A 17625-nucleotide genomic window follows, 5' to 3' on the forward strand; every position below is an offset into this window, starting at 1 on the left:
CGCTGTCCTGTGTGGTTAGTCTCCAGCGCCGGGTTTGGCGCCCGGTTTCACTGGCGCCTGTTTTTCGCTGGCGCCCGGTTTCGCTAGCGCCTCGTGGGCGCGCCGAGCCGGGCGCCGCCGCGCTGCTTGGTGGTCTCCGGAATCTGGATCCCCGCAGCTTCCAGGCGTGCCGCCGTTTCCTCCGGTGACACGTACTCGCCAACAGTGGGCGAAGTGCCGAGCGGAACCACGGAGTGCACGATAGTGTGCTCGTACACGTGCACCAGGTTGAAGGCCTGCCCGCCGTCCTGCCCGCGGGTACCTCCGACCGGGACATTGAGGTCTTGGGTGTAGCAGGAGGCCGAGGCGACCGAGACGGGAACACCGGCAAACATGGCCGTGGTGGAGTAGTGCAGGTGGCCGGCCAGGATGGTCCGGACGTCGGAGTTCCGCACTACGGCGGCCAGCGAGGCCTGGTCCCGCAGTTCCACCAGCACCGAAAGGTCCAGCACGGAGGGCACGGGCGGGTGGTGGAGGGCCAGGATCGTGCCGTCCGGGGCTGGAGTTTCCAGCTGCCGGGCCAGCCAGTCCAGCTGTTCCGGGCTCACCTCGCCGTGATGGAAGCCCGGAACAGTCGTGTCCAGGGTGATGACGCGCAGCCCGTTGATGAAGTAACTGTGGTCCACGGGTTCGGCGGTGCCGGGCTGGTCCAGCAGGCCCATGCGGAAGTTGGCGCGGTCGTCGTGGTTGCCCATGGCCCAGATGACCTCTGCACCCAGGTCCCGGCAGGCGGGCTCCACGATGGCCCGCAGCTTGACGTAGGCCTGGGGGTCGCCCTTGTCCGCGAGGTCTCCGGTGAAGATCACGGCTTCGGGCCGCGCGCCGGAGGCCTTCACTTCGTCAAAGAGCTGGATGAGCCGCGCTTCGCTGTCGACGGTTCCGTAGAGGGGTTCTGCACCTCCCAACAAGTGGGGGTCGCTCAGGTGGAGTAGGAAGTGGCGTGGCCGGGGATGTTCGGCCTCGATGTGCTCCATTGCTGCCTCTGTGGTCGGTGGGAAGCCGTTCTTCCCTTCTACCCTTCAGTAATCTTTATCCAATCAGACATTTGGCAAACTTGGGGTAAATCGCCGGAGCTGATGTGGAAAAAGTTCGTAAAACTGCGCATATTCATACTTGATTCGGCGTAGTCGTTTTTATCAGCAGAGTAATTCCTCGATCGCTGCCAGTACCTTGGGCGAGTCCGGTTGCACTGCCGGGGCAAACCTTGCCGCCACCTCGCCGTCGCGGCTCACCAGGAACTTTTCGAAGTTCCACTTCACCAGGCCGGGCAGCAGCCCGGCCTTAAACTTCGTAAGCTCGCCGTACAACGGGTGCTGGTTCCTCCCCCGCACATCTGCCTTGGCCGTCAGCGGGAATGTGACCCCGTAATTGCGCTCGCAGAACCCGGCGATCTCGCTGTCCGTACCGGGCTCCTGCCCCGCGAACTGGTTGCAGGGTACGCCCAGGATCTCGAAGCCGCGGTCGCGGAACCTGGCGTAGAGCGACTCAAGGGTTGCGTACTGCGGAGTGAATCCACAGTTGGACGCCACGTTGACCACCATCACCACCTTTCCCCTGAACTGTCCGAACTCCGTCCCCGTGCCGTCATTGAGTGTTAGTGGAATCGGGTACAGGGGTGACGAGCGTCGTGTCTCCGGCAGGTTCTTCATACGTGCTGTTCGTTGCCGTGGCGTCTACGTACGGGTCCGGGCTGGAAGTTTCCTGGCTGGGCGCGGTTTGGGTCACCGTCTCTGTGGGCGTCGCTGTCTCTATGGGGCTGGCTGTCTCTATGGGCGTGGCCGTTTCGATAGGCGCGGGGGCGGGGGCCGGCTCTTCAGTGGTGGGCAACGGCGCAGGCTCACTGGGTGCTGGGGCGGGTTCCTCAGTGGTGGGCAACGGGGCCGGTTCCTCAGTGGTAGGCGCCGGGGCCGGTTCCTCAGTGGTAGGCGCCGGGGCCGGCTCCTCAGTGGTAGGCGCCGGGGCCGGCTCCTCAGTGGTAGGCGCCGGCGGCTCGGACGGCTCAGTTGGTGAAGGCGAAGGCTCAGTTGGTGAAGGCGAAGGCTCAGTGGGCGTGGGCGATGGCCATGGGTCGCTGGGTGAAGGAGATGGCTCAGTTGGCGAGGGCGACGGCGACGGCTCAGCCGCCCACGGACTGCTGGGCGAGGGCGTCGGGGACGGGAACGCCATGCCCGTCGCCGGAGGTGGTGCCGCCGTCGAATCCCACATGTGGGAATCCACAGCCCGGGATCCAACGTCCGGCAACATCGGCAGTGGGATGGTCCAGCTGACCCTGCCGTCAGAGAGGGAATTTCCACCGGGCCCGTACGCAACCATATGGTCTGGCAGCAACTGTCCCACGGCCCGCAGCGTGAGGAAGCTCCAGCCCAAGGGATTCGTATACCGGCCCTTGACGATGGTCTCGAAGTGCAGATGGCAGCCCGTGGACCAGCCCGTGGAACCCACCTGTGCGATGGCCTGCCCGACCTGCACCTTGTCACCCGTACGTACGCCAATCGATTCCAGGTGGTTGTAGGTGGTGACGAGGCCATCGCCGTGGTCAATCTCCACCCGGTTGCCGCCTCCCCAGGGGTGCCAGCCCGCCGCCCTGACGACGCCCGAATCCGCCGCGTAAACCGTGGCCCCGCATGGCGCGGCATAGTCCTGTCCCAGGTGGAAGTCTCCCGCAAATCCGCTCAGCGGGCTGATCCGGAATCCGAACGGCGAACTCGGGTAAAGGACCTGCAAGGGTGCCATCAGGAACCCGATGGGGGGCCTGCCAACCCCGGCCGGGCCCACCGCCAGTCCTGGGAATCCGCCATCCCCGAAGGTGCCGACCGTCGGGTGGGGAAAGGAAAGGACCGCGTGGGGGTCGGACAGGACGGGCGCCGCCAACTGTCCCGCTCCCACCTGGTCCGATCCCATGGGGGCAGCTTCAGAGGGCTGCAGCAAATTCGATTCCGGGGCGCTGGCTGATTCCTGCGCTGTGGCGCCTGCCGGGGCCGCGGCGGCACGGCTTGTTCCGGCGCGGGATACAGAACCCGCCGCCTGGCCGGCTCCTTCCGGACCTGCCGCGAGGTTGACTGCGGCCACCGATGCGGCCAGCACGCCCGCGGCGGCCACTGCACGCGCAACAGGGGGGAAAGAACCCTGTTCCGGCTTGCCCCTGCCCGGCGCCCAATGCTTGCCCAATTGACTGACTCCACCACGTGGCTGACCGCGCGTTGTCTCGACGGTATGTCCCATGGGACCACAGGCGCCCAGGCCTGTGAACCCTGCTGCCGCACAATGCGGGTTTTTTTGCGGGCGTTAGGGGTTCAGCATCCCCTGGACCTGCGAGAGCCCTTCCGGCGCCGGAAAAATGGGCAACAATAGGTCATGCGCAATGTCCTTCGCATCTGGCAGGACGAACTGAGGAAGACCTTCTCAGGCAAGGCAGACGGTCCACCTGAATGGTCGCTGCGCCTGGCGGAAGGCAATGACGCCGGATACCACCTGGCCGGGTCGGCAGTGTGGGCGGTCCACGGCTCCATGACGCCCATCGTGGCCGGTATCCGCGCTTTGCTCATGCAGTCGCTGCACCCCGGCGCTCTGGCCGGTGTGCACGAGCACTCCAACTTCCGTGAAGACCCCCTCCGGCGCCTGGCCAACACCATCCGCTGGATCTTCACCGTCACCTACGGCTCCAAGGCCGCTGCTGAAGATGCGTCCGAACGCGTCCGACACCTGCACATGCCTGTCCAGGGGACGTACCGGGACAACGCGGGCGGCCTGCGAACCTACAGCGCCAACGATCCCGGCCTCGCACGCTGGATCCACCTCGCCTTCACGGACGCTTTCCTCACGGCCCACAAGGTGTACGGAGGTCCCATCCCGGGCGGCCCTGACGCCTATGTGCGGGAGTGGGCCCAGGCCGGCAGGCTGATGGGAGTGGAGGATCCACCGCTTACGGAAGCGGAAATGCGAAATGAGTTGGATCGCTGGTACGCACAGGACCAGCTGCGGACGGACGACAGGGTGGCTGAAACCGTGCAATTCATCCGCAATCCACCGTTGCACCCCCTGCTTCGTCCCGGCTACCGGGTGCTGTTCGCCAGTGCCGTCTACACCCTGGAGCCCAGGTACCGCAGCATGCTTGGAGTCTCCGTTCCACGGCTCGGCCCATTCCCCCTCCCCGTGCGGGCGGCAACCAAGGCGGTGCTCGGCGTCGTCCGTCTCGCCTTGGGCCGCAGAAGTCCCAGCGAAAACGCGGCTAGGGAACGCCTGCGGCGGTTGGGTGAGCCCTCGGCCGGCATTGCGTGACCGTCGCTGCCTGATCATCGCCGGCACCGCGGGCACGCGGGAAAACGAAAGAACCCGGCCCCGGTGTACCGGGGCCGGGTTCCTGACCGGCGGAGAATGGGGGATTTGAACCCCCGAGGGCGTTAACCCAACACGCGTTCCAGGCGTGCGCCATAGGCCGCTAGGCGAATTCTCCAACTGCTTCTGAATCAAAAGCAGGTACTAGACTACCTGAACTTTCCCGCAACGCCCAATTGAGCGCCGGGAGGGGCGTTTTCGACGCCGGCAGGTGCCGATTGCTGCCTTAAACTGGAAAATGGGCGCCCCCAACGCGCCCATTCCCGCGGGTACGCCGTTGAACTGCTTGGTCCGGCACCGCAAAGCCAGGCCACACAGCTCACAATCTCGAGATTGCCCCAATCGGTGTACATTTCCATGATCGTGCGTCGCGCCGGGATAAGCAATGGAAACCGCAGCGGTTGGGCCGTCATCGTGCACTATAGGTTCCATGGCTGAGCTGCACGCACTGGTGGTTTATGTCCCGGCGTCGCACACCGGGCAGGTTCTGGATGCCATCGGCGACGCCGGAGCGGGCCGCTTGGGAAACTACTCCCATTGCTCCTTCGTCACGGCGGGGACCGGGAGGTTCACTCCGCACGAGGGCGCCCAGCCCTACCTCGGCCAGCCCGGCAGGCCGGAAACCGTGGCTGAAGAACGCGTCGAATGCATCGTGGAGGAACAGGTGCTGGCCGCCGTGGTGGCTGCGCTGCGGACTGCCCACCCCTATGAGGAGCCAGCCTTCATGACCTGGCCTGTGGAGGGCTGGCGGTAAGTACGCCCGATTCGAGTCGCGCCGAATGTTCGGGTAAAGTATCTGACGGCCCCTCATGTGGCGTCATCCTGTTGAACTCCCCCAGGACCGGAAGGTAGCAAGGGTAGACGGGCTCTGGCGGGTGCATGGGGGGTCTTTACTATTCCCCCACAGGGCGGCATGATGTCAGCCCGGATTGGTAGGGTTTTCTCTGTGACAGTTACTACCGCCCTGTACCGCAGATACCGTCCCGACTCGTTCGCCGACGTTATCGGTCAGGAGCACGTCACCGAGCCGCTGATGACGGCCCTGCGGAAGAACCGCGTCAACCACGCCTATCTTTTTTCCGGCCCCAGGGGCTGTGGCAAGACCACCTCCGCCCGCATCCTGGCCCGCTGCCTCAACTGCGCGCAGGGCCCCACGGATACCCCTTGCGGCACCTGCCCCAGCTGCGTGGAGCTGGCCCGCGGCGGCTCTGGATCGCTGGACGTCATCGAGATCGACGCTGCCAGCCACGGCGGTGTCGACGACGCCCGGGACCTCCGCGAACGCGCCACCTTCGCTCCCGTGCGGGACCGCTACAAGATCTTCATCATCGACGAAGCCCACATGGTCACCTCAGCCGGGTTCAACGCCCTGCTGAAGATCGTGGAGGAGCCGCCGGAACACATCAAGTTCATCTTCGCCACCACCGAGCCGGACAAGGTCATCGGAACCATCCGCTCCCGGACGCACCACTACCCGTTCCGGCTGGTGCCGCCGGAACCGCTGATGGCCTACCTCGAACTTTTGTGCCAGCAGGAAAACGTTCCGGTGGCTCCCGGCGTGCTGTCATTGGTCATCCGGGCCGGCGGCGGTTCGGTCCGTGACTCGCTTTCCGTGCTGGACCAGCTCATGGCCGGTGCCGGGCCCAACGGGCTGGACTACGAGCTTGCGGTGGCCCTGCTCGGCTACACCCATGCATCGCTGCTGGACGACGTCGTGGAAGCCGTTGCCGCTTCCGATGCTGCAACGGTCTTCCGTGCTGTGGACCGGGTCATCCAGACGGGCCACGATCCGCGCCGGTTCGTCGAGGACCTGCTGGAACGCTTCCGGGACCTGATCATCGTCCAGGCCATGCCTGAGAGCGCCCACGTCATCCTGCGCGGGATGCCGGCGGACCAGATCGCCCGCCTGCAGAACCAGGCCCACAACCTGGGGGCTGCGGAACTTTCCCGCGCTGCGGATGTCACCAACACCGCCCTGACCGAAATGACGGGCGCAACATCCCCTCGGCTGCACCTTGAACTGCTGTGTGCCCGGATCCTGCTCCCCAGCGCCGAACAGAATGAGCGCGGGATGGCTGCGCGGATTGACCGCGTTGAACGGCGCCTCAACTATGCGGGCAATGACGTCGGCGCCCCGGCCCTGTCTCCGAACCAGGCCCAGGCAACGCAGGCGCCAGCGCGGCAGCCCGTGCAGCAAGTAGCTGGCCCCCTCGCTGCAGCAGGCCCGGTTCAACAGGATGGCCGCGCCGCCGTGGCACCGGAGCAACAACTGCCCGGCCGCACCTCCAACGCGCGCTCGGATAGCAACGCGCGCCCGGAAAGCCGCTCGGAAATCCACCGCTCCGAAACCAGCGGCGCAGAAAATCCCCCGGTTGCCGCTGCGCCCGCGCCCTTGGATACCCAGGGCGCTCAGGCTCCTGCGGGCCTGCGTACCCCGCTGACGCCGCCGCGGGTGAGCACGAAGGATTGGCCGGTTGATGAAACCGCTGCCCGCCATGCACCCACCGCGGAACGGTCGGCCGCCCCTGCCGCGCCGCATGCGCCCGCTGACGGACCGCAGGTTCCGGAAACCCCGGCGCGGCAGGCCCCGGCCCCGGAAACTCAACCCCGGCAGGCCACGGACAGGCACACCCCGGCCCCGGAAACCAGGGAACGGGAAACCCCGGCTCCTGCGACCCAAGCCCACGGAAGCCCGGCCACCGTCAACCCGCAGGCCCAGGACGGACACCGGGAGCAACCCGCCGGTTCCGCGCCTGCCGCACCGTCGGCGATGGGTGATGTGGAAGTCCTGCGCAGGGCCTGGCCTGACGTCCTGCAGACGCTGTCCAAGATCAAGCGCAGCACGTGGGCCCTTGTTGAGCCCAATGCCCAGGTCAGCTCCTTTGACGGCAGCGTCCTGACGCTGTCCTTCACCACCCAGGGACTTGCCGGCGCTTTCGGCCGCGCGGACCACTCGGAGAACCTGCGGCAAGCCATCCACAAGACGGTGGGGATTGACTGCCAGATCAACGCCGTGGCGGGCGGCGCCAGCCAATCGAGCGGCCCAAGCCAAACGAACGGCGCCAGCCAACCGGGCGGCGCCGGCCAGCAACGCGGCGCCGGCCAATCGAGCTCTGACCCAAACCCAAAAGCGCCGGCCAGCCCGGTGGTTCCCGCCACTTCAGCTGACGTCGCGTGGGGACTGGCTCCGGCGCCCTCCGCCATGGACACCCCTCGCCGCCCAGGCACCGGCCCGGATGCCGGGGTCCAGGACCTTGGGACTCAACCCGGTGGAGACCGGAGCTTTGGCGAACAGGCCGGCAGTGCGGCTGCCAGCGGCCGGCCCGGCCACCCGGAGGCCCGGGCACATGCCGGGGCGCCCGGCGGCGGACCCCGCGGTTCCGGCAGTTCCGCTGCAGCCCCCGCCCCTGCAGAAGCCACCACGGCCGTCCATGCAGCGGCATCCCAGGCAGCGGCATCCCAGGCAGCGCCATCCCAGGCAGCGCCATCTATCCAGGCAGCACCGGCCAACCCGCCGGCTTCCCACACGCCCGCTGCCGCGGCAACGGCGAACGCGGGAACCTCCAGCCCGGCATCCTCTCCTGCGCATGCAGGTGGTTCGGCGCTCGGCGACGCTTCCAGCGCCGCGCAGCCTGCGCCATCCGCATACCCCGACGCCGGCGGTGACTACTCCTACTCGGACGATGACTGGGGACCCGCTCGGGACGAGGACGCTCCCCCGCTGGACGAGGAACCTCCCATGGACTGGGAACCGTCACCACGTCCGGGCAGCCGTGCCACCGCACCAAATGCTGCACGGGAAACCCCCCAGCAGTCCGCCGGCGGGGCCAAGGATTCCGTTGAGGCACCTTCCCATGGGGCAGGAATCACCACCGGCACACGGGGTGCAGGCGGCACAGGACAGCCCGCCGCACACGACCCCTGGACACGGGCTGTGGAGCAGGCCCCAGGCGTGTGGGTGGTCGGAGATAAGAGCAACGTGGGGGCAGCTGTCCCTGCTGCGGGCCAGCCCGAATCAAGCGGACCTGTCCAGATTCCCCGCTACGAACCGGCCACCGCACAGGTTCCTCCATCCATTCCCGTGACTGCGCCCGCTGCTGCGTCTGGAACTGGCTGGGCGTCGCCGGGCCAGCCCACCGCAGCCTCTGCCGACGGCACCCAAGGGTCCCGTCCGCCGTCGACGTCCCAACCTGCCCCGGCCCCGGAATTTGCGATGGCCTCCGCCGGGTCCGCACCCGCCGTCGCTCCCATACGTCCCGCAACTCCCGGCAGTGCACCCGCTGCGGCACGCACGGAAACCCGGCAAAGCCTCTACCAGCGGCTGTCCAACAGCCCGGAGGCTGCTGCGGGCCGCGCCAAGGCGCCCTCCAGCACTGCGGCGGCAACTTCATACGTCCAGGACATACCGAGCGCCGACGACGAAACCATTGAGGAGTCGGGTGTGTTCGGCCGGGCCGCGGTGGAACGCATCCTGGGCGGGAAACTGATCGAGGAGCGGTCCCTGGACGGAAGCCCCGTGCCGCCACGGTACTGACGCCGGCCACGCCAAGGCACGCCCGGCTGAACTGCCGATCCATTTACCCGCCATCCATACCAAGCTAAAGAGGGAAACGTGTACGAAGGTGCTGTCCAGGAGCTGATCGATGAGCTCGGACGCCTTCCAGGGGTGGGCCCCAAGTCCGCGCAGCGGCTGGCGTTCCACATCCTCGAAGCGGACCCCCAGGACATGAAGCGGCTGGTCGAGGCCATCACCACGGTGAAGGAGCGGGTCAAGTTCTGCACGGTCTGCGGCAACGTTACTGAGCAGGAAAAGTGCAACATCTGCCGGGACCCCCGCCGCGACCCTTCAGTCATCTGCGTGGTTGAGGAGTCCAAGGACGTCCTCGCTGTCGAACGCACCCGATCATTCCGCGGCCGGTACCACGTGCTGGGCGGCGCCATCAATCCCATTGCCGGCGTTGGTCCCGAGCAGCTGCGGATCCGCGAACTGCTCACCAGGCTGAACGACGGCGAGATCCAGGAAGTCATCATCGCCACCGACCCGAACCTGGAGGGTGAGGCAACGGCCACCTATCTGGCCCGCATGCTCAAGACGATCGGCATCACCGTCACCCGCCTGGCATCCGGGCTGCCGGTGGGCGGGGATCTGGAGTACGCCGACGAGGTCACGCTCGGACGGGCCTTCGAGGGTCGCCGGAACGCCCTCGGCTAACGGCTGCCCCCGCCCGTGCGCCTCGGGCGGGGACCGGCATGCGGTCACAATTCAGCGCCGCTCTTCGCACGGCGATAAACTGTCGAAAGGAAGTCGCGCCGGCCCGGCGTCAGGCTGCCAAGCCTCCAGAACTCCAATTGATCCAATGAAGGTATGCGCATGAGTACGCCCACCACCGAAGTGCACAACGCAACACAGCCGCAGGTGCCGTCCGCCGGCAAAGCGGTGACCAAACAGCTCATCGTGCAGAAATTCGGTGGCTCCTCCGTGGCGGACGCGGACGGCATCAAGCGCGTTGCCAAGCGCGTCGTTGACGCCCAGCAGGCCGGCAACGAGGTTGTAGTGGTCGTTTCGGCCATGGGCGATACGACGGATGAACTGCTGGACCTCGCCGCACAGGTCACCGATTCCGCGCCTGCCCGGGAAATGGACATGCTGCTCTCGGCCGGCGAACGCATCTCCATGGCCCTGCTGGCCATGGCCATCAACAAGCTCGGCGCGTCCGCACAGTCCTTTACCGGGTCCCAGGCCGGCATGATCACGGATGGGATCCACGGCAAGGCCCGGATCATCGACGTCGACCCGCACCGGATCCGCACGGCCCTGGACAAGGGGAACATCGCCATCGTTGCAGGGTTCCAGGGCATGACCCGGGCCACCAACGAAATCACCACCCTGGGCCGTGGTGGCTCCGACACCACGGCGGTGGCGCTGGCAGCCGCCCTGGAAGCGGACGTCTGCGAAATCTACACGGACGTTGACGGCATCTTCACCGCCGATCCCCGCGTTGTCCCTTCGGCCCAGAAAATCGACACCATCTCCAGCGAGGAGATGCTGGAGCTCGCGGCCTCGGGCGCGAAGATCCTGCACCTGCGCTGCGTCGAATACGCCCGCCGGTTCGGTGTCCCGCTGCACGTCCGTTCCTCATTCAGCCAGCACGAAGGCACCTGGGTCATCCCCAGCGCCGAAGACAAGATCACCACTCAAGAGGGAGTTGCCTTGGAGCAGCCAATCATCTCCGGCGTTGCCCATGACCGTTCAGAAGCCAAGGTCACCGTGGTCGGCGTCCCCGACATTCCCGGCAAGGCTGCCGCGATCTTCCAGGTCATTGCGGACGCCCACTCCAACATCGACATGATCGTCCAGAACGTGTCCACCCACGGCACGGGCAAGACCGATATCTCCTTCACCCTGCCGATCGTTGAAGGTGCCGATGCCCTGGCTGCACTGCACGCCGCCCAGGACCAGATCGGCTTCGAGTCGATCGAGTACAACGAGCAGATCGGCAAGCTGTCACTGATCGGTGCCGGCATGCGGTCCCATCCCGGTGTTTCGGCCACGTTCTTCAAGGCGCTGTCGGACGCCGGCATCAACATCAACATGATCTCCACCTCCGAGATCCGCATCTCCGTGGTAACGCATGCGGACCTGCTGGACGAGGCCGTCCGGGTGATCCACAAGGCATTTGGGCTGGACAGCGAGAGCGAAGCCACCGTCTACGGCGGGACCGGCCGCTAAGCAAGGCAGCAAGAAGCCGGGCCGTCCTTTCGTTCCATTGGAAGGACGGCCCGGCTTTTGTGTACTTAAGGGGCCTGGATAAGGATGTCAGCCTTCGTTTTCCAGGTCTTCGCGGCGCACGGCGTAGTGGTGGCCGGATGAGTCGGTTTCAACCACGAAGTGCGAGAGCTCCTCTTCGGAGGCCTGCTCAAATTCGTCGTGCTTGTGTACGACGGGCGTGTCGGCGTCCAGTCGGGTAGCAGGACCGAAGAAGAAACGGAGCCTTTCAGTCAGGCCCATGAAACCACTGAGGACATGTGCCACTGTTTTCCACCCCCTTCCCGAGCCTCGGGCGAAAGTGCCGCTGCCTCCGGCGGGAGCCAGTGCCCCCAGTTTAAACCCGCCGTGGGAAAAAGGCGCCGGCAGGCGGGGGAAGAATGGCGTCCGCCACCCCCGTCCGCGGTGTTGCAGGGCGGGACGGTCAGCCCGTGCGGATCAGCGCAGGGAGCGGTCTTCCGGGTTCCTCGGCACGACGTAGGTGCTGCCGTCCGGCCTGGTGACGGTCTCCCACTGCTGGGTTTCGGCCTGCCGCTGGGCCAGCAGCCTGCGGTTCTCCTCCGTCATGTCATGCGCCAGCGAGGTTCGGCTTGCCGGACCGAAGATGGCCCTCAGCTTCCCCGTCGCCCGCATGAAGCGCTGGGAGGCGTTGCCCTTCTGCCCTGATCTGGCCCTGTCCATGAAGCGGTTCCTTCCACTTACTGCGTTTCCTGCTTAGAAATGTACACTAACTATTAGTGCACTAACAATTGGAGGATCAATGACGACGAGCGTCGACACGGCACAGGATGAAGACCTGCTGCTGGAACACCAGCTCTGCTTCGCCCTGACGGTAGCTGCACGCAGCGTTGTGGGCGCCTACAAGCCCGTGCTGGAGAAGCTCAACCTGACGCATCCGCAGTACCTGGTGATGCTCTGCCTCTGGGAAACAAGCCCGCGGACAGTGAAGAACATCAGTGCAGCCCTTGCCCAGGAACCGGCCACCATCTCTCCCCTGCTCCGCAGGCTGGAAGCAGCCGGGCTGATCACCCGGCGCCGCGCGGACGGAAACGAGCGGGCCCTCGCCGTCGAACTGACTCCCGAAGGCGCCGCGCTGAGGCAGCAGGCGCTCAACGTGCCCGGCACCATGATGGAGCGGCTGGGGCTGAGCCGGGAACAGGTCACCGAACTGCATGCTTCCATGATGGGGTTGATCGCTGCCACATCGGGAGGGAGCGCTTCGTAGCGGGCGCCGGCGCTTGTCGCGGCCGCAGTGGCCCCGGGCGCGCAAATGACTAGAATTAGCGGACGAAAATCATCGCGTGCGGGAGAGGTGGCCTGATGCATAAAGTGCGGCTGTTCGCTGCAGTCCTGGCGCTTGGTGCCGGGCTGGTCTCCGGCTGTTCCGGCACCCCGGAAGGCTCGTCGTCGGGCCCATCTTCCCCGGCCCCCTCCGGTTCTTCCCCTGCCACCCCGCCATCCACCCCTGGCACCCCGTCCCCCGACACCGAGACCTCGGTGCCGGCCCCGGCACCGCCCACGTCCCGGCCGTCGCCCGGACCGGGCCAGGGAAATGCCGAACTGGCCATCACCGTCGTGCCGTCCGAAGGCGCAGCCCAACTCGACTACACCTTGGTCTGCACCGCCGGAACGCCGGCCGCGGAAAGCAGCCACCCCAACGCGGCCGCAGCCTGCGCGGCGTTGAAGGCGAACCCTGCCATCCTGGCGCCAGCCACCCAAGGGAGCGCCCAGGCCTGCACGCAGCAGTACGGCGGCCCGCAGAAGGCGACCGTGACAGGAGTGGTGGACGGAGTTGCCGTTGATGCCTCCTTTGCACGGACCGACGGGTGTGAAATCAGCGCATGGGAAGCCGCCAAGGACGTGTTGGGTACCGCGGGTGGAGCCTCTTAGCCTCCTGGCGGCGGACATCGGGCGGAGCAGGGAGGAAGCCCACCTGCAACGTGTCAGCCGCTACGCCGATCCCTACCTTGCCCGCCGGTCCGCGGGACAAAAGCATCCCGTGGAAGACTTCCTGTTCACCTACTACACGCAAAAGCCGGGCCAGCTGAGGCGCTGGCACCCGGGGGCCGGGACGGTCCTGACCGATGAGCAGGCGGCGCTGCGGCGCAGTTGGAAGCATTACAGGACGCTCGACGACGGCGAGCTTGCCTTCCTGGGGCTGCCGGCGGGAAGCACCGCGGTCACCTTCGACCGGGCGGCCTTCCTGGCCGACCGGAAGGATGCGGTGGCCTTCGCCGGCATCATCCTCCGCGGTACCGCTGCACGTCCGGCACAGTTTGGCTGCTTCGGCCTGCATGAGTGGGCCATGGTGTACCGCCAGGACAAGTTCGACCTTCGCCACGAATACCTGCAGCTGAGGCTGGGAGCGGCCGGCACCGACAAGGTGGTGGAGGACAACAAAATCCGGTGCACCCACTTCGACGCGTTCCGCTTCTACACTCCGGACGCGCTCCCGCTGAACGAGCTCACACCCACCCGGGAGAGCCAGCGCCACCTGGAGCAGCCGGGCTGCCTGCACGCCAACATGGACCTGTACAAGTGGGCCTACAAGCTGCTGCCGGCGCTGCCAAGCGAACTGGTCATGGACTGTTTCGAGTTGTCGTGGCGCATCCGGGCCATGGACATGCAGGCGTCACCGTACGACCTTGCGGAATGGGGATACCCTGCGATTCCCATCGAAACGCCGCAGGGCAAGGCTGCCTATGTCGAGCACCAGCGGGCATTCGCCGCAGAGGCCTCGGTGCTGCGGGAAAGGCTGGCCCGGGAACTCAACGCGGTCATGGCCTGGCAGCATTCATGATCGACCTGACTGTCAGCGTCCGGCCGGATGCCGACTCCCCCGAATACGTCTTCCGCCTGGTGGCCAGGGATGGCCGCCCCGCCGACGCCACCACCGTGCCGGATCCGGAAGCGGCACTCGCCGCCGTGGAACAGTTCGGCGAAGCCATCTTTTTCCCGGTGCCGGGTCCTCCGAAGCTGTGCACCCAGCAGTACGGCGGTCCGCAGGTCGCGACGGTGACCGGCACCATCGACGGCCGCCCCGTGGACTCTGTCTTCAGCCGCACGGACGGCTGCGAGATTGCCCGCTGGAACGCCATGGCTCCGCTGTTGGGAGGCGGCACGTCCGCCTGAGTGCATTGCCGCACGCTGCGAAGCCAACACGGGGCCGCAGGGATGAAAAAGGTCCCGGGCGGTTGCCGACCGCCCGGGACCTTCCCCCCAGATCCTGGCGCGTCAGCTGGCGGGCACCGCCTGTGCCAGGCCGAGCTGCGGAGCGCCGGCCGGGGCCGCGGCAGAGCCAGACCCCACCTGCACGTTCACCCAGGTCCTGACGCCGTTCCCGCCCAGGCTCAGCCGTGAGAGGTAGGATCCCTCGGACAGGCCGGTCCAAGCCAGGGTTGCCGATGTTGCCGTTCCGTTCGGAGCCACGATGGGGTTCGGATCGACGGTGAGATTGCCGGCATCCCCGGCGAACGTCACCGCCTGGACGGAAGCCGTGGCCGGCCCGTTGTCCGGCGTGGAGTACAGGTTTGCCACCACGTAGTACGTGCCCGCCCGGGGCGAGTCAATGTCCAGGAACTCGCTGGCGGAGGCCGTCGCCACCTGGGTCGCCGTCAGCCCACCCGAAGCGTTCGGTGCGTACACCACCATGTCCCAGTCGACGTCGTCCGATTGTGCCTGGACGCCCATCCGGGCAAAGGAGGCACCGGCCGGCACCTTCACCTGCAGCAGGGCATTGTGCGCGTCGTTCGTGGGAGCATATTCGCCCGGCGTCTTGGTGATGGCCGTCCGACTCAGCGGTGCCAGGCCCTCCACGCCCACCGCGATGGGGCTGTCCGAGCCGGATACCAGTTCCATGGAACCGCTGCCGGTCCCGGTGGGCGAACTGAAGGAGAACGACGGCGCAACCTGGGCATCAACGGGGCGTACGGCGATCGGTGAGGACACCGTCCTCGGCCCCTTCCAGGTCAGGGTTCCGGTGCTGAACTTGCCCATCGGAGCGCTGGCGTTACGGATGGTGAGGGTCACCTCGCGGGTCTGGCCGGCCTTGGCGAAGTTCAACGCCTGGGGTTCCACCGTCACGTTGAAGCCCGGCATGTTCACCTCAGGGCGGTACAGGCCCGGGACCAGTGCCGTGAGCTTCCGCTTCACCTGGACTTCCCCCACCAGGCTGCCCAGCGCGATCGACGGCAGGTTGAGGTCGCGGGCTGGGATGGAGCCCGCCTGCGGAGCACCCGTTTCAACACCCTGGCCGTTGAGGAATGCCAGCCAGTCCTGGACGCCCGAGTTGTACACCAGGCCGGGATCGAGCACGCGGGTGGAATCGATGTGGCCCGCTCCGCCCTGGAAGGGATCGGTGTTGGCCGAGCCGTCAGCGTTGACCAGCGGGTAGGCGGTGGTCATCATCGCGGACTTGACCATCGCGGGACTCCATGACGGCTGTTTGCCCAGCACCAGGGCACCGAAGCCGGAAATGTGCGGGGCCGCCATGGACGTGCCGGACATGAATCCGAACTGGTCACCGTCGTTGCCGATGGTGGAGACGCCGGCAAGGACGTTGACGCCCGGCGCGGCGATGTCCGGCTTGAGCAGGTCGCCGCCGGAGGCAAGGGTGGGGCCGCGGGACGAGAACCCTGCGATCTGCGGTGCGGGAGCCGGCGGCAGCCCGGTCAAGTCGCCCTTCACCAGGCTGACGGTCAGCGCCGGGTTTCCTTCCAGCTTGGACTTAAGTTCCAGGCTCTTGGGCGCGTTGACGTGGACGGTCGGCAACACGTGGTTGTCCGCGTCCTCGGAGCTGCTGGTGAGGTTCACCAGGATCATGCCCACGCCGCCTTTGTCCAGGACCTCTTGGCTCTTGGCCGTCCGGTCCACGACACCGCGGTCGCAGACCACCACCTTGCCTGCCACCTTCGCCGGATCCAGTGAGCCCGGAGCACAGAGGTTGGCATTGGTGGCGCCTGCGGCAGCGGCCGCCGCAGCAATGACCGTGGGCTTGTCAGCCACTTCCGTCTTCATGATGGATGCCCCGCGGTACAGCGAACCGTCAGAGACCTTGACGGTTCCGAGCAGGTCGCTGGGGAAAGTGGAAGCAGCCACAGTGGTGAGCCAGGGCGAGGCGTGGTTGACAGTGGAAGCCGCGGGGCCGGAGTTGCCTGCCGAGGCGGAGACGAAGACGCCGGCAGCGGCGGCATTGAGGAATGCCAGCGCCACAGGATCAGTGGTGTTGTTGTTGTTTCCCGAAATGGAGTAATTCAGGACGTCCACCCCGTCCTTGAGGGCTGCATCCACGGCCTCTACTGAAGCAGAGGAGTAGCAACCGCCGGTATCCGGGTTGGTGTCCTCCCAGCAGACTTTGTAGACGGAGACCTTCGCGGCGGGTGCCACGCCCGAGCTCTTGCCGAAGCTGGCGCCGTCGATCACCTGTTCGACATTGGCGTTGCCGGCGGCGGTGGTGGCGGTGTGCGTGCCGTGGCTGCCCACGTCCACGGGGGAAATGAGTTCTTCCGACGCCCGGTTCTCCGGGGCAACGTACTGGAGGAAGGAATCAGCGAAGTAGCGGGCGCTGACGACTTTTGAGTTGCACAGCGAGCCATCAAACGCCGCCCCGCTTCCTTGGCCCTTTTGGCATTCGCCCTCGAAGGTGGTGCCGTCCGCCTTCAGCATGGCGATCCTGCCTTCGCCGGTGCGGTAAGGGACCCCCATTTGCGGCTTGCCCTGCAGGGGTGCGACAGGTTCACCCTGGAGGAAAGGGTTGTCCGGAGCGTAGCCGGAGTCGATGACACCGACCACCACGCCCTTTCCGGCATTTGCCTCCCCGCCGAACTGCGTTGCCCACATGCCCTCAGGGCCGGTGAGCTTGAGGAAGTCGGTGGTGGTGTAGTCCGGCTTGTTCTCGACGTCGGGCGCCACCACCAGGACCCGGCTGTCCTTCGACAGCGCGGCGGCCTGCGCCGCGGTCAATGCTGCGGTGAACCCGTTCAGCGCAGCGGTGTACTGCTTGGCAGGGGTCACTCCTTGACCGGCAGCGACGTCACGCTGCTGCTGGCGCAGGTGGGCGTCGTAGGCCTTGAAGTTGGCGCTGCCCGCATCCAGCTTCCTGCCCTGCTGCGGCTTGGTTGCTCCAAGCCCCGGGGTCTGGCCTTCATAAGCAGCAGCTGCCGGTCCGGCCAGCACCACAATGTACCGGCCGTCCTTGAACTGAGTGCCCTGGGCGCCGGCGGCCGTATCCCCTTGCCCCCGGCCTTCCGGTGCCGCCGATGCGGGGCCAGCCACCAACGACCCAAGGAGAAGGGGCAGCCCGACGGCAAGCGCCGCAGCCTTCCGGAGTCCCCCAGCCCGCAAGGGGCTCTTTCCAGTTGAATTCACGCTCAACCCTTTCACGAGGTGCCGCCCAGTCAATGAGGGGCGGCCTAACGACTGGCACGCCAGAGGAAATTACAGATCTTGTAATTTGGTGAGACCAGACTGCTCAAAGATTACAGACT

15 protein-coding genes, 1 tRNA gene and 1 other RNA gene are annotated in these 17625 nt (G+C 66.5%); 10 read left to right on the plus strand and 7 right to left on the minus strand.

Annotation, left to right across the window (positions count from 1 at the left end; all coding sequences use genetic code 11):
* Positions 1-83: 83 nt before the first annotated feature.
* The 3 genes from AC2JAJ_RS04710 to AC2JAJ_RS04720 all read right to left on the minus strand — a co-directional run bounded on the left by AC2JAJ_RS04710 (position 84) and on the right by AC2JAJ_RS04720 (position 3261).
* A complete protein-coding gene (locus AC2JAJ_RS04710) occupies positions 84-1013 on the minus strand; it encodes a phosphodiesterase (RefSeq protein WP_486414102.1) in 930 nt (309 codons plus the stop codon).
* Between the two features lie 162 nt (positions 1014-1175).
* Positions 1176-1688, minus strand: a complete 513-nt coding sequence (locus AC2JAJ_RS04715) for a glutathione peroxidase (protein ID WP_221385447.1) — start codon at positions 1686-1688, stop codon at positions 1176-1178.
* On the minus strand, positions 1624-3261 hold the full coding sequence (locus AC2JAJ_RS04720) for a peptidoglycan DD-metalloendopeptidase family protein (RefSeq protein ID WP_501053389.1): 1638 nt from the start codon (positions 3259-3261) through the stop codon (positions 1624-1626). Before AC2JAJ_RS04720 ends, AC2JAJ_RS04715 begins: the two co-directional genes overlap by 65 nt.
* 132 nt (positions 3262-3393) lie before the next feature.
* Here AC2JAJ_RS04720 and AC2JAJ_RS04725 point away from each other — a divergent pair, with 132 nt between their 5' ends.
* On the plus strand, positions 3394-4317 hold the full coding sequence (locus AC2JAJ_RS04725; protein ID WP_501053390.1) for an oxygenase MpaB family protein: 924 nt from the start codon (positions 3394-3396) through the stop codon (positions 4315-4317).
* A 90-nt stretch (positions 4318-4407) separates the two neighbouring features.
* Here AC2JAJ_RS04725 and AC2JAJ_RS04730 read toward each other — a convergent pair.
* Positions 4408-4492 (minus strand) — tRNA-Ser (locus AC2JAJ_RS04730).
* 312 nt (positions 4493-4804) lie between these two features.
* Between AC2JAJ_RS04730 and AC2JAJ_RS04735 the strand changes: the two genes are divergently transcribed.
* From AC2JAJ_RS04735 to AC2JAJ_RS04755, 5 genes are all read left to right on the plus strand, one after another.
* Positions 4805-5128 carry a YqfO family protein gene (locus tag AC2JAJ_RS04735; RefSeq protein ID WP_486416681.1) on the plus strand — a complete coding sequence of 108 codons (324 nt, stop codon included), beginning with the start codon at positions 4805-4807 and terminating at the stop codon, positions 5126-5128.
* Between the two features lie 44 nt (positions 5129-5172).
* Positions 5173-5269: signal recognition particle sRNA small type (gene ffs / locus AC2JAJ_RS04740), an RNA gene on the plus strand.
* 21 nt (positions 5270-5290) lie between these two features.
* The gene (locus tag AC2JAJ_RS04745; protein WP_486416737.1) at positions 5291-8908 is read left to right on the plus strand and encodes a DNA polymerase III subunit gamma and tau; all 3618 of its coding nucleotides are present in this window, start codon (positions 5291-5293) and stop codon (positions 8906-8908) included.
* Between the two features lie 78 nt (positions 8909-8986).
* Positions 8987-9586: a recombination mediator RecR gene (gene recR / locus AC2JAJ_RS04750; RefSeq protein WP_221385442.1), complete on the plus strand. Its 600-nt coding sequence runs from the start codon at positions 8987-8989 to the stop codon at positions 9584-9586.
* A gap of 159 nt (positions 9587-9745) precedes the next feature.
* Positions 9746-11104, plus strand: a complete 1359-nt coding sequence (locus AC2JAJ_RS04755) for an aspartate kinase (RefSeq protein WP_221385441.1) — start codon at positions 9746-9748, stop codon at positions 11102-11104.
* 87 nt (positions 11105-11191) lie between these two features.
* On the opposite strand, the gene AC2JAJ_RS04760 is transcribed toward AC2JAJ_RS04755, so the two are convergent.
* Together AC2JAJ_RS04760 and AC2JAJ_RS04765 are read right to left on the minus strand one after the other, a co-directional pair.
* Positions 11192-11407, minus strand: coding sequence for a hypothetical protein (locus AC2JAJ_RS04760; RefSeq protein ID WP_221385440.1), 216 nt, complete (start codon positions 11405-11407; stop codon positions 11192-11194).
* A gap of 171 nt (positions 11408-11578) precedes the next feature.
* Positions 11579-11821, minus strand: coding sequence for a hypothetical protein (locus tag AC2JAJ_RS04765; RefSeq protein ID WP_221385439.1), 243 nt, complete (start codon positions 11819-11821; stop codon positions 11579-11581).
* A 79-nt stretch (positions 11822-11900) separates the two neighbouring features.
* Here AC2JAJ_RS04765 and AC2JAJ_RS04770 point away from each other — a divergent pair, with 79 nt between their 5' ends.
* The 4 genes from AC2JAJ_RS04770 to AC2JAJ_RS04785 all read left to right on the plus strand — a co-directional run bounded on the left by AC2JAJ_RS04770 (position 11901) and on the right by AC2JAJ_RS04785 (position 14272).
* Positions 11901-12365, plus strand: a complete 465-nt coding sequence (locus AC2JAJ_RS04770) for a MarR family winged helix-turn-helix transcriptional regulator (protein ID WP_221385438.1) — start codon at positions 11901-11903, stop codon at positions 12363-12365.
* A 95-nt stretch (positions 12366-12460) separates the two neighbouring features.
* Positions 12461-13030 carry an SSI family serine proteinase inhibitor gene (locus AC2JAJ_RS04775; RefSeq protein ID WP_473695101.1) on the plus strand — a complete coding sequence of 190 codons (570 nt, stop codon included), beginning with the start codon at positions 12461-12463 and terminating at the stop codon, positions 13028-13030.
* On the plus strand, positions 13017-13940 hold the full coding sequence (locus tag AC2JAJ_RS04780) for a 3-methyladenine DNA glycosylase (RefSeq protein ID WP_486416680.1): 924 nt from the start codon (positions 13017-13019) through the stop codon (positions 13938-13940). The genes AC2JAJ_RS04775 and AC2JAJ_RS04780 overlap by 14 nt, the downstream gene beginning before the upstream one ends.
* A complete protein-coding gene (locus AC2JAJ_RS04785; RefSeq protein WP_486416679.1) occupies positions 13937-14272 on the plus strand; it encodes a serine protease inhibitor in 336 nt (111 codons plus the stop codon). Before AC2JAJ_RS04780 ends, AC2JAJ_RS04785 begins: the two co-directional genes overlap by 4 nt.
* Before the next feature lie 102 nt (positions 14273-14374).
* Here AC2JAJ_RS04785 and AC2JAJ_RS04790 read toward each other — a convergent pair whose 3' ends face one another.
* Entirely contained in the window at positions 14375-17482 is a 3108-nt protein-coding gene (locus tag AC2JAJ_RS04790) for a S8 family serine peptidase (protein WP_486416736.1), read from the minus strand.
* Positions 17483-17625: the final 143 nt, after the last annotated feature.

This window comes from Arthrobacter sp. MOO21 (assembly GCF_057369995.2).

Coding starts and splice junctions, on each gene's coding strand:
- AC2JAJ_RS04710 (WP_486414102.1), bottom strand. CDS start 1,013: ATGGAGCACATCGAGGCCGAACATCCCCGGCCACGCCACTTCCTACTC.
- AC2JAJ_RS04715 (WP_221385447.1), bottom strand. CDS start 1,688: ATGAAGAACCTGCCGGAGACACGACGCTCGTCACCCCTGTACCCGATT.
- AC2JAJ_RS04720 (WP_501053389.1), bottom strand. CDS start 3,261: ATGGGACATACCGTCGAGACAACGCGCGGTCAGCCACGTGGTGGAGTC.
- AC2JAJ_RS04725 (WP_501053390.1), top strand. CDS start 3,394: ATGCGCAATGTCCTTCGCATCTGGCAGGACGAACTGAGGAAGACCTTC.
- AC2JAJ_RS04735 (WP_486416681.1), top strand. CDS start 4,805: ATGGCTGAGCTGCACGCACTGGTGGTTTATGTCCCGGCGTCGCACACC.
- AC2JAJ_RS04745 (WP_486416737.1), top strand. CDS start 5,291: ATGTCAGCCCGGATTGGTAGGGTTTTCTCTGTGACAGTTACTACCGCC.
- AC2JAJ_RS04755 (WP_221385441.1), top strand. CDS start 9,746: ATGAGTACGCCCACCACCGAAGTGCACAACGCAACACAGCCGCAGGTG.
- AC2JAJ_RS04765 (WP_221385439.1), bottom strand. CDS start 11,821: ATGGACAGGGCCAGATCAGGGCAGAAGGGCAACGCCTCCCAGCGCTTC.
- AC2JAJ_RS04770 (WP_221385438.1), top strand. CDS start 11,901: ATGACGACGAGCGTCGACACGGCACAGGATGAAGACCTGCTGCTGGAA.
- AC2JAJ_RS04775 (WP_473695101.1), top strand. CDS start 12,461: ATGCATAAAGTGCGGCTGTTCGCTGCAGTCCTGGCGCTTGGTGCCGGG.
- AC2JAJ_RS04785 (WP_486416679.1), top strand. CDS start 13,937: ATGATCGACCTGACTGTCAGCGTCCGGCCGGATGCCGACTCCCCCGAA.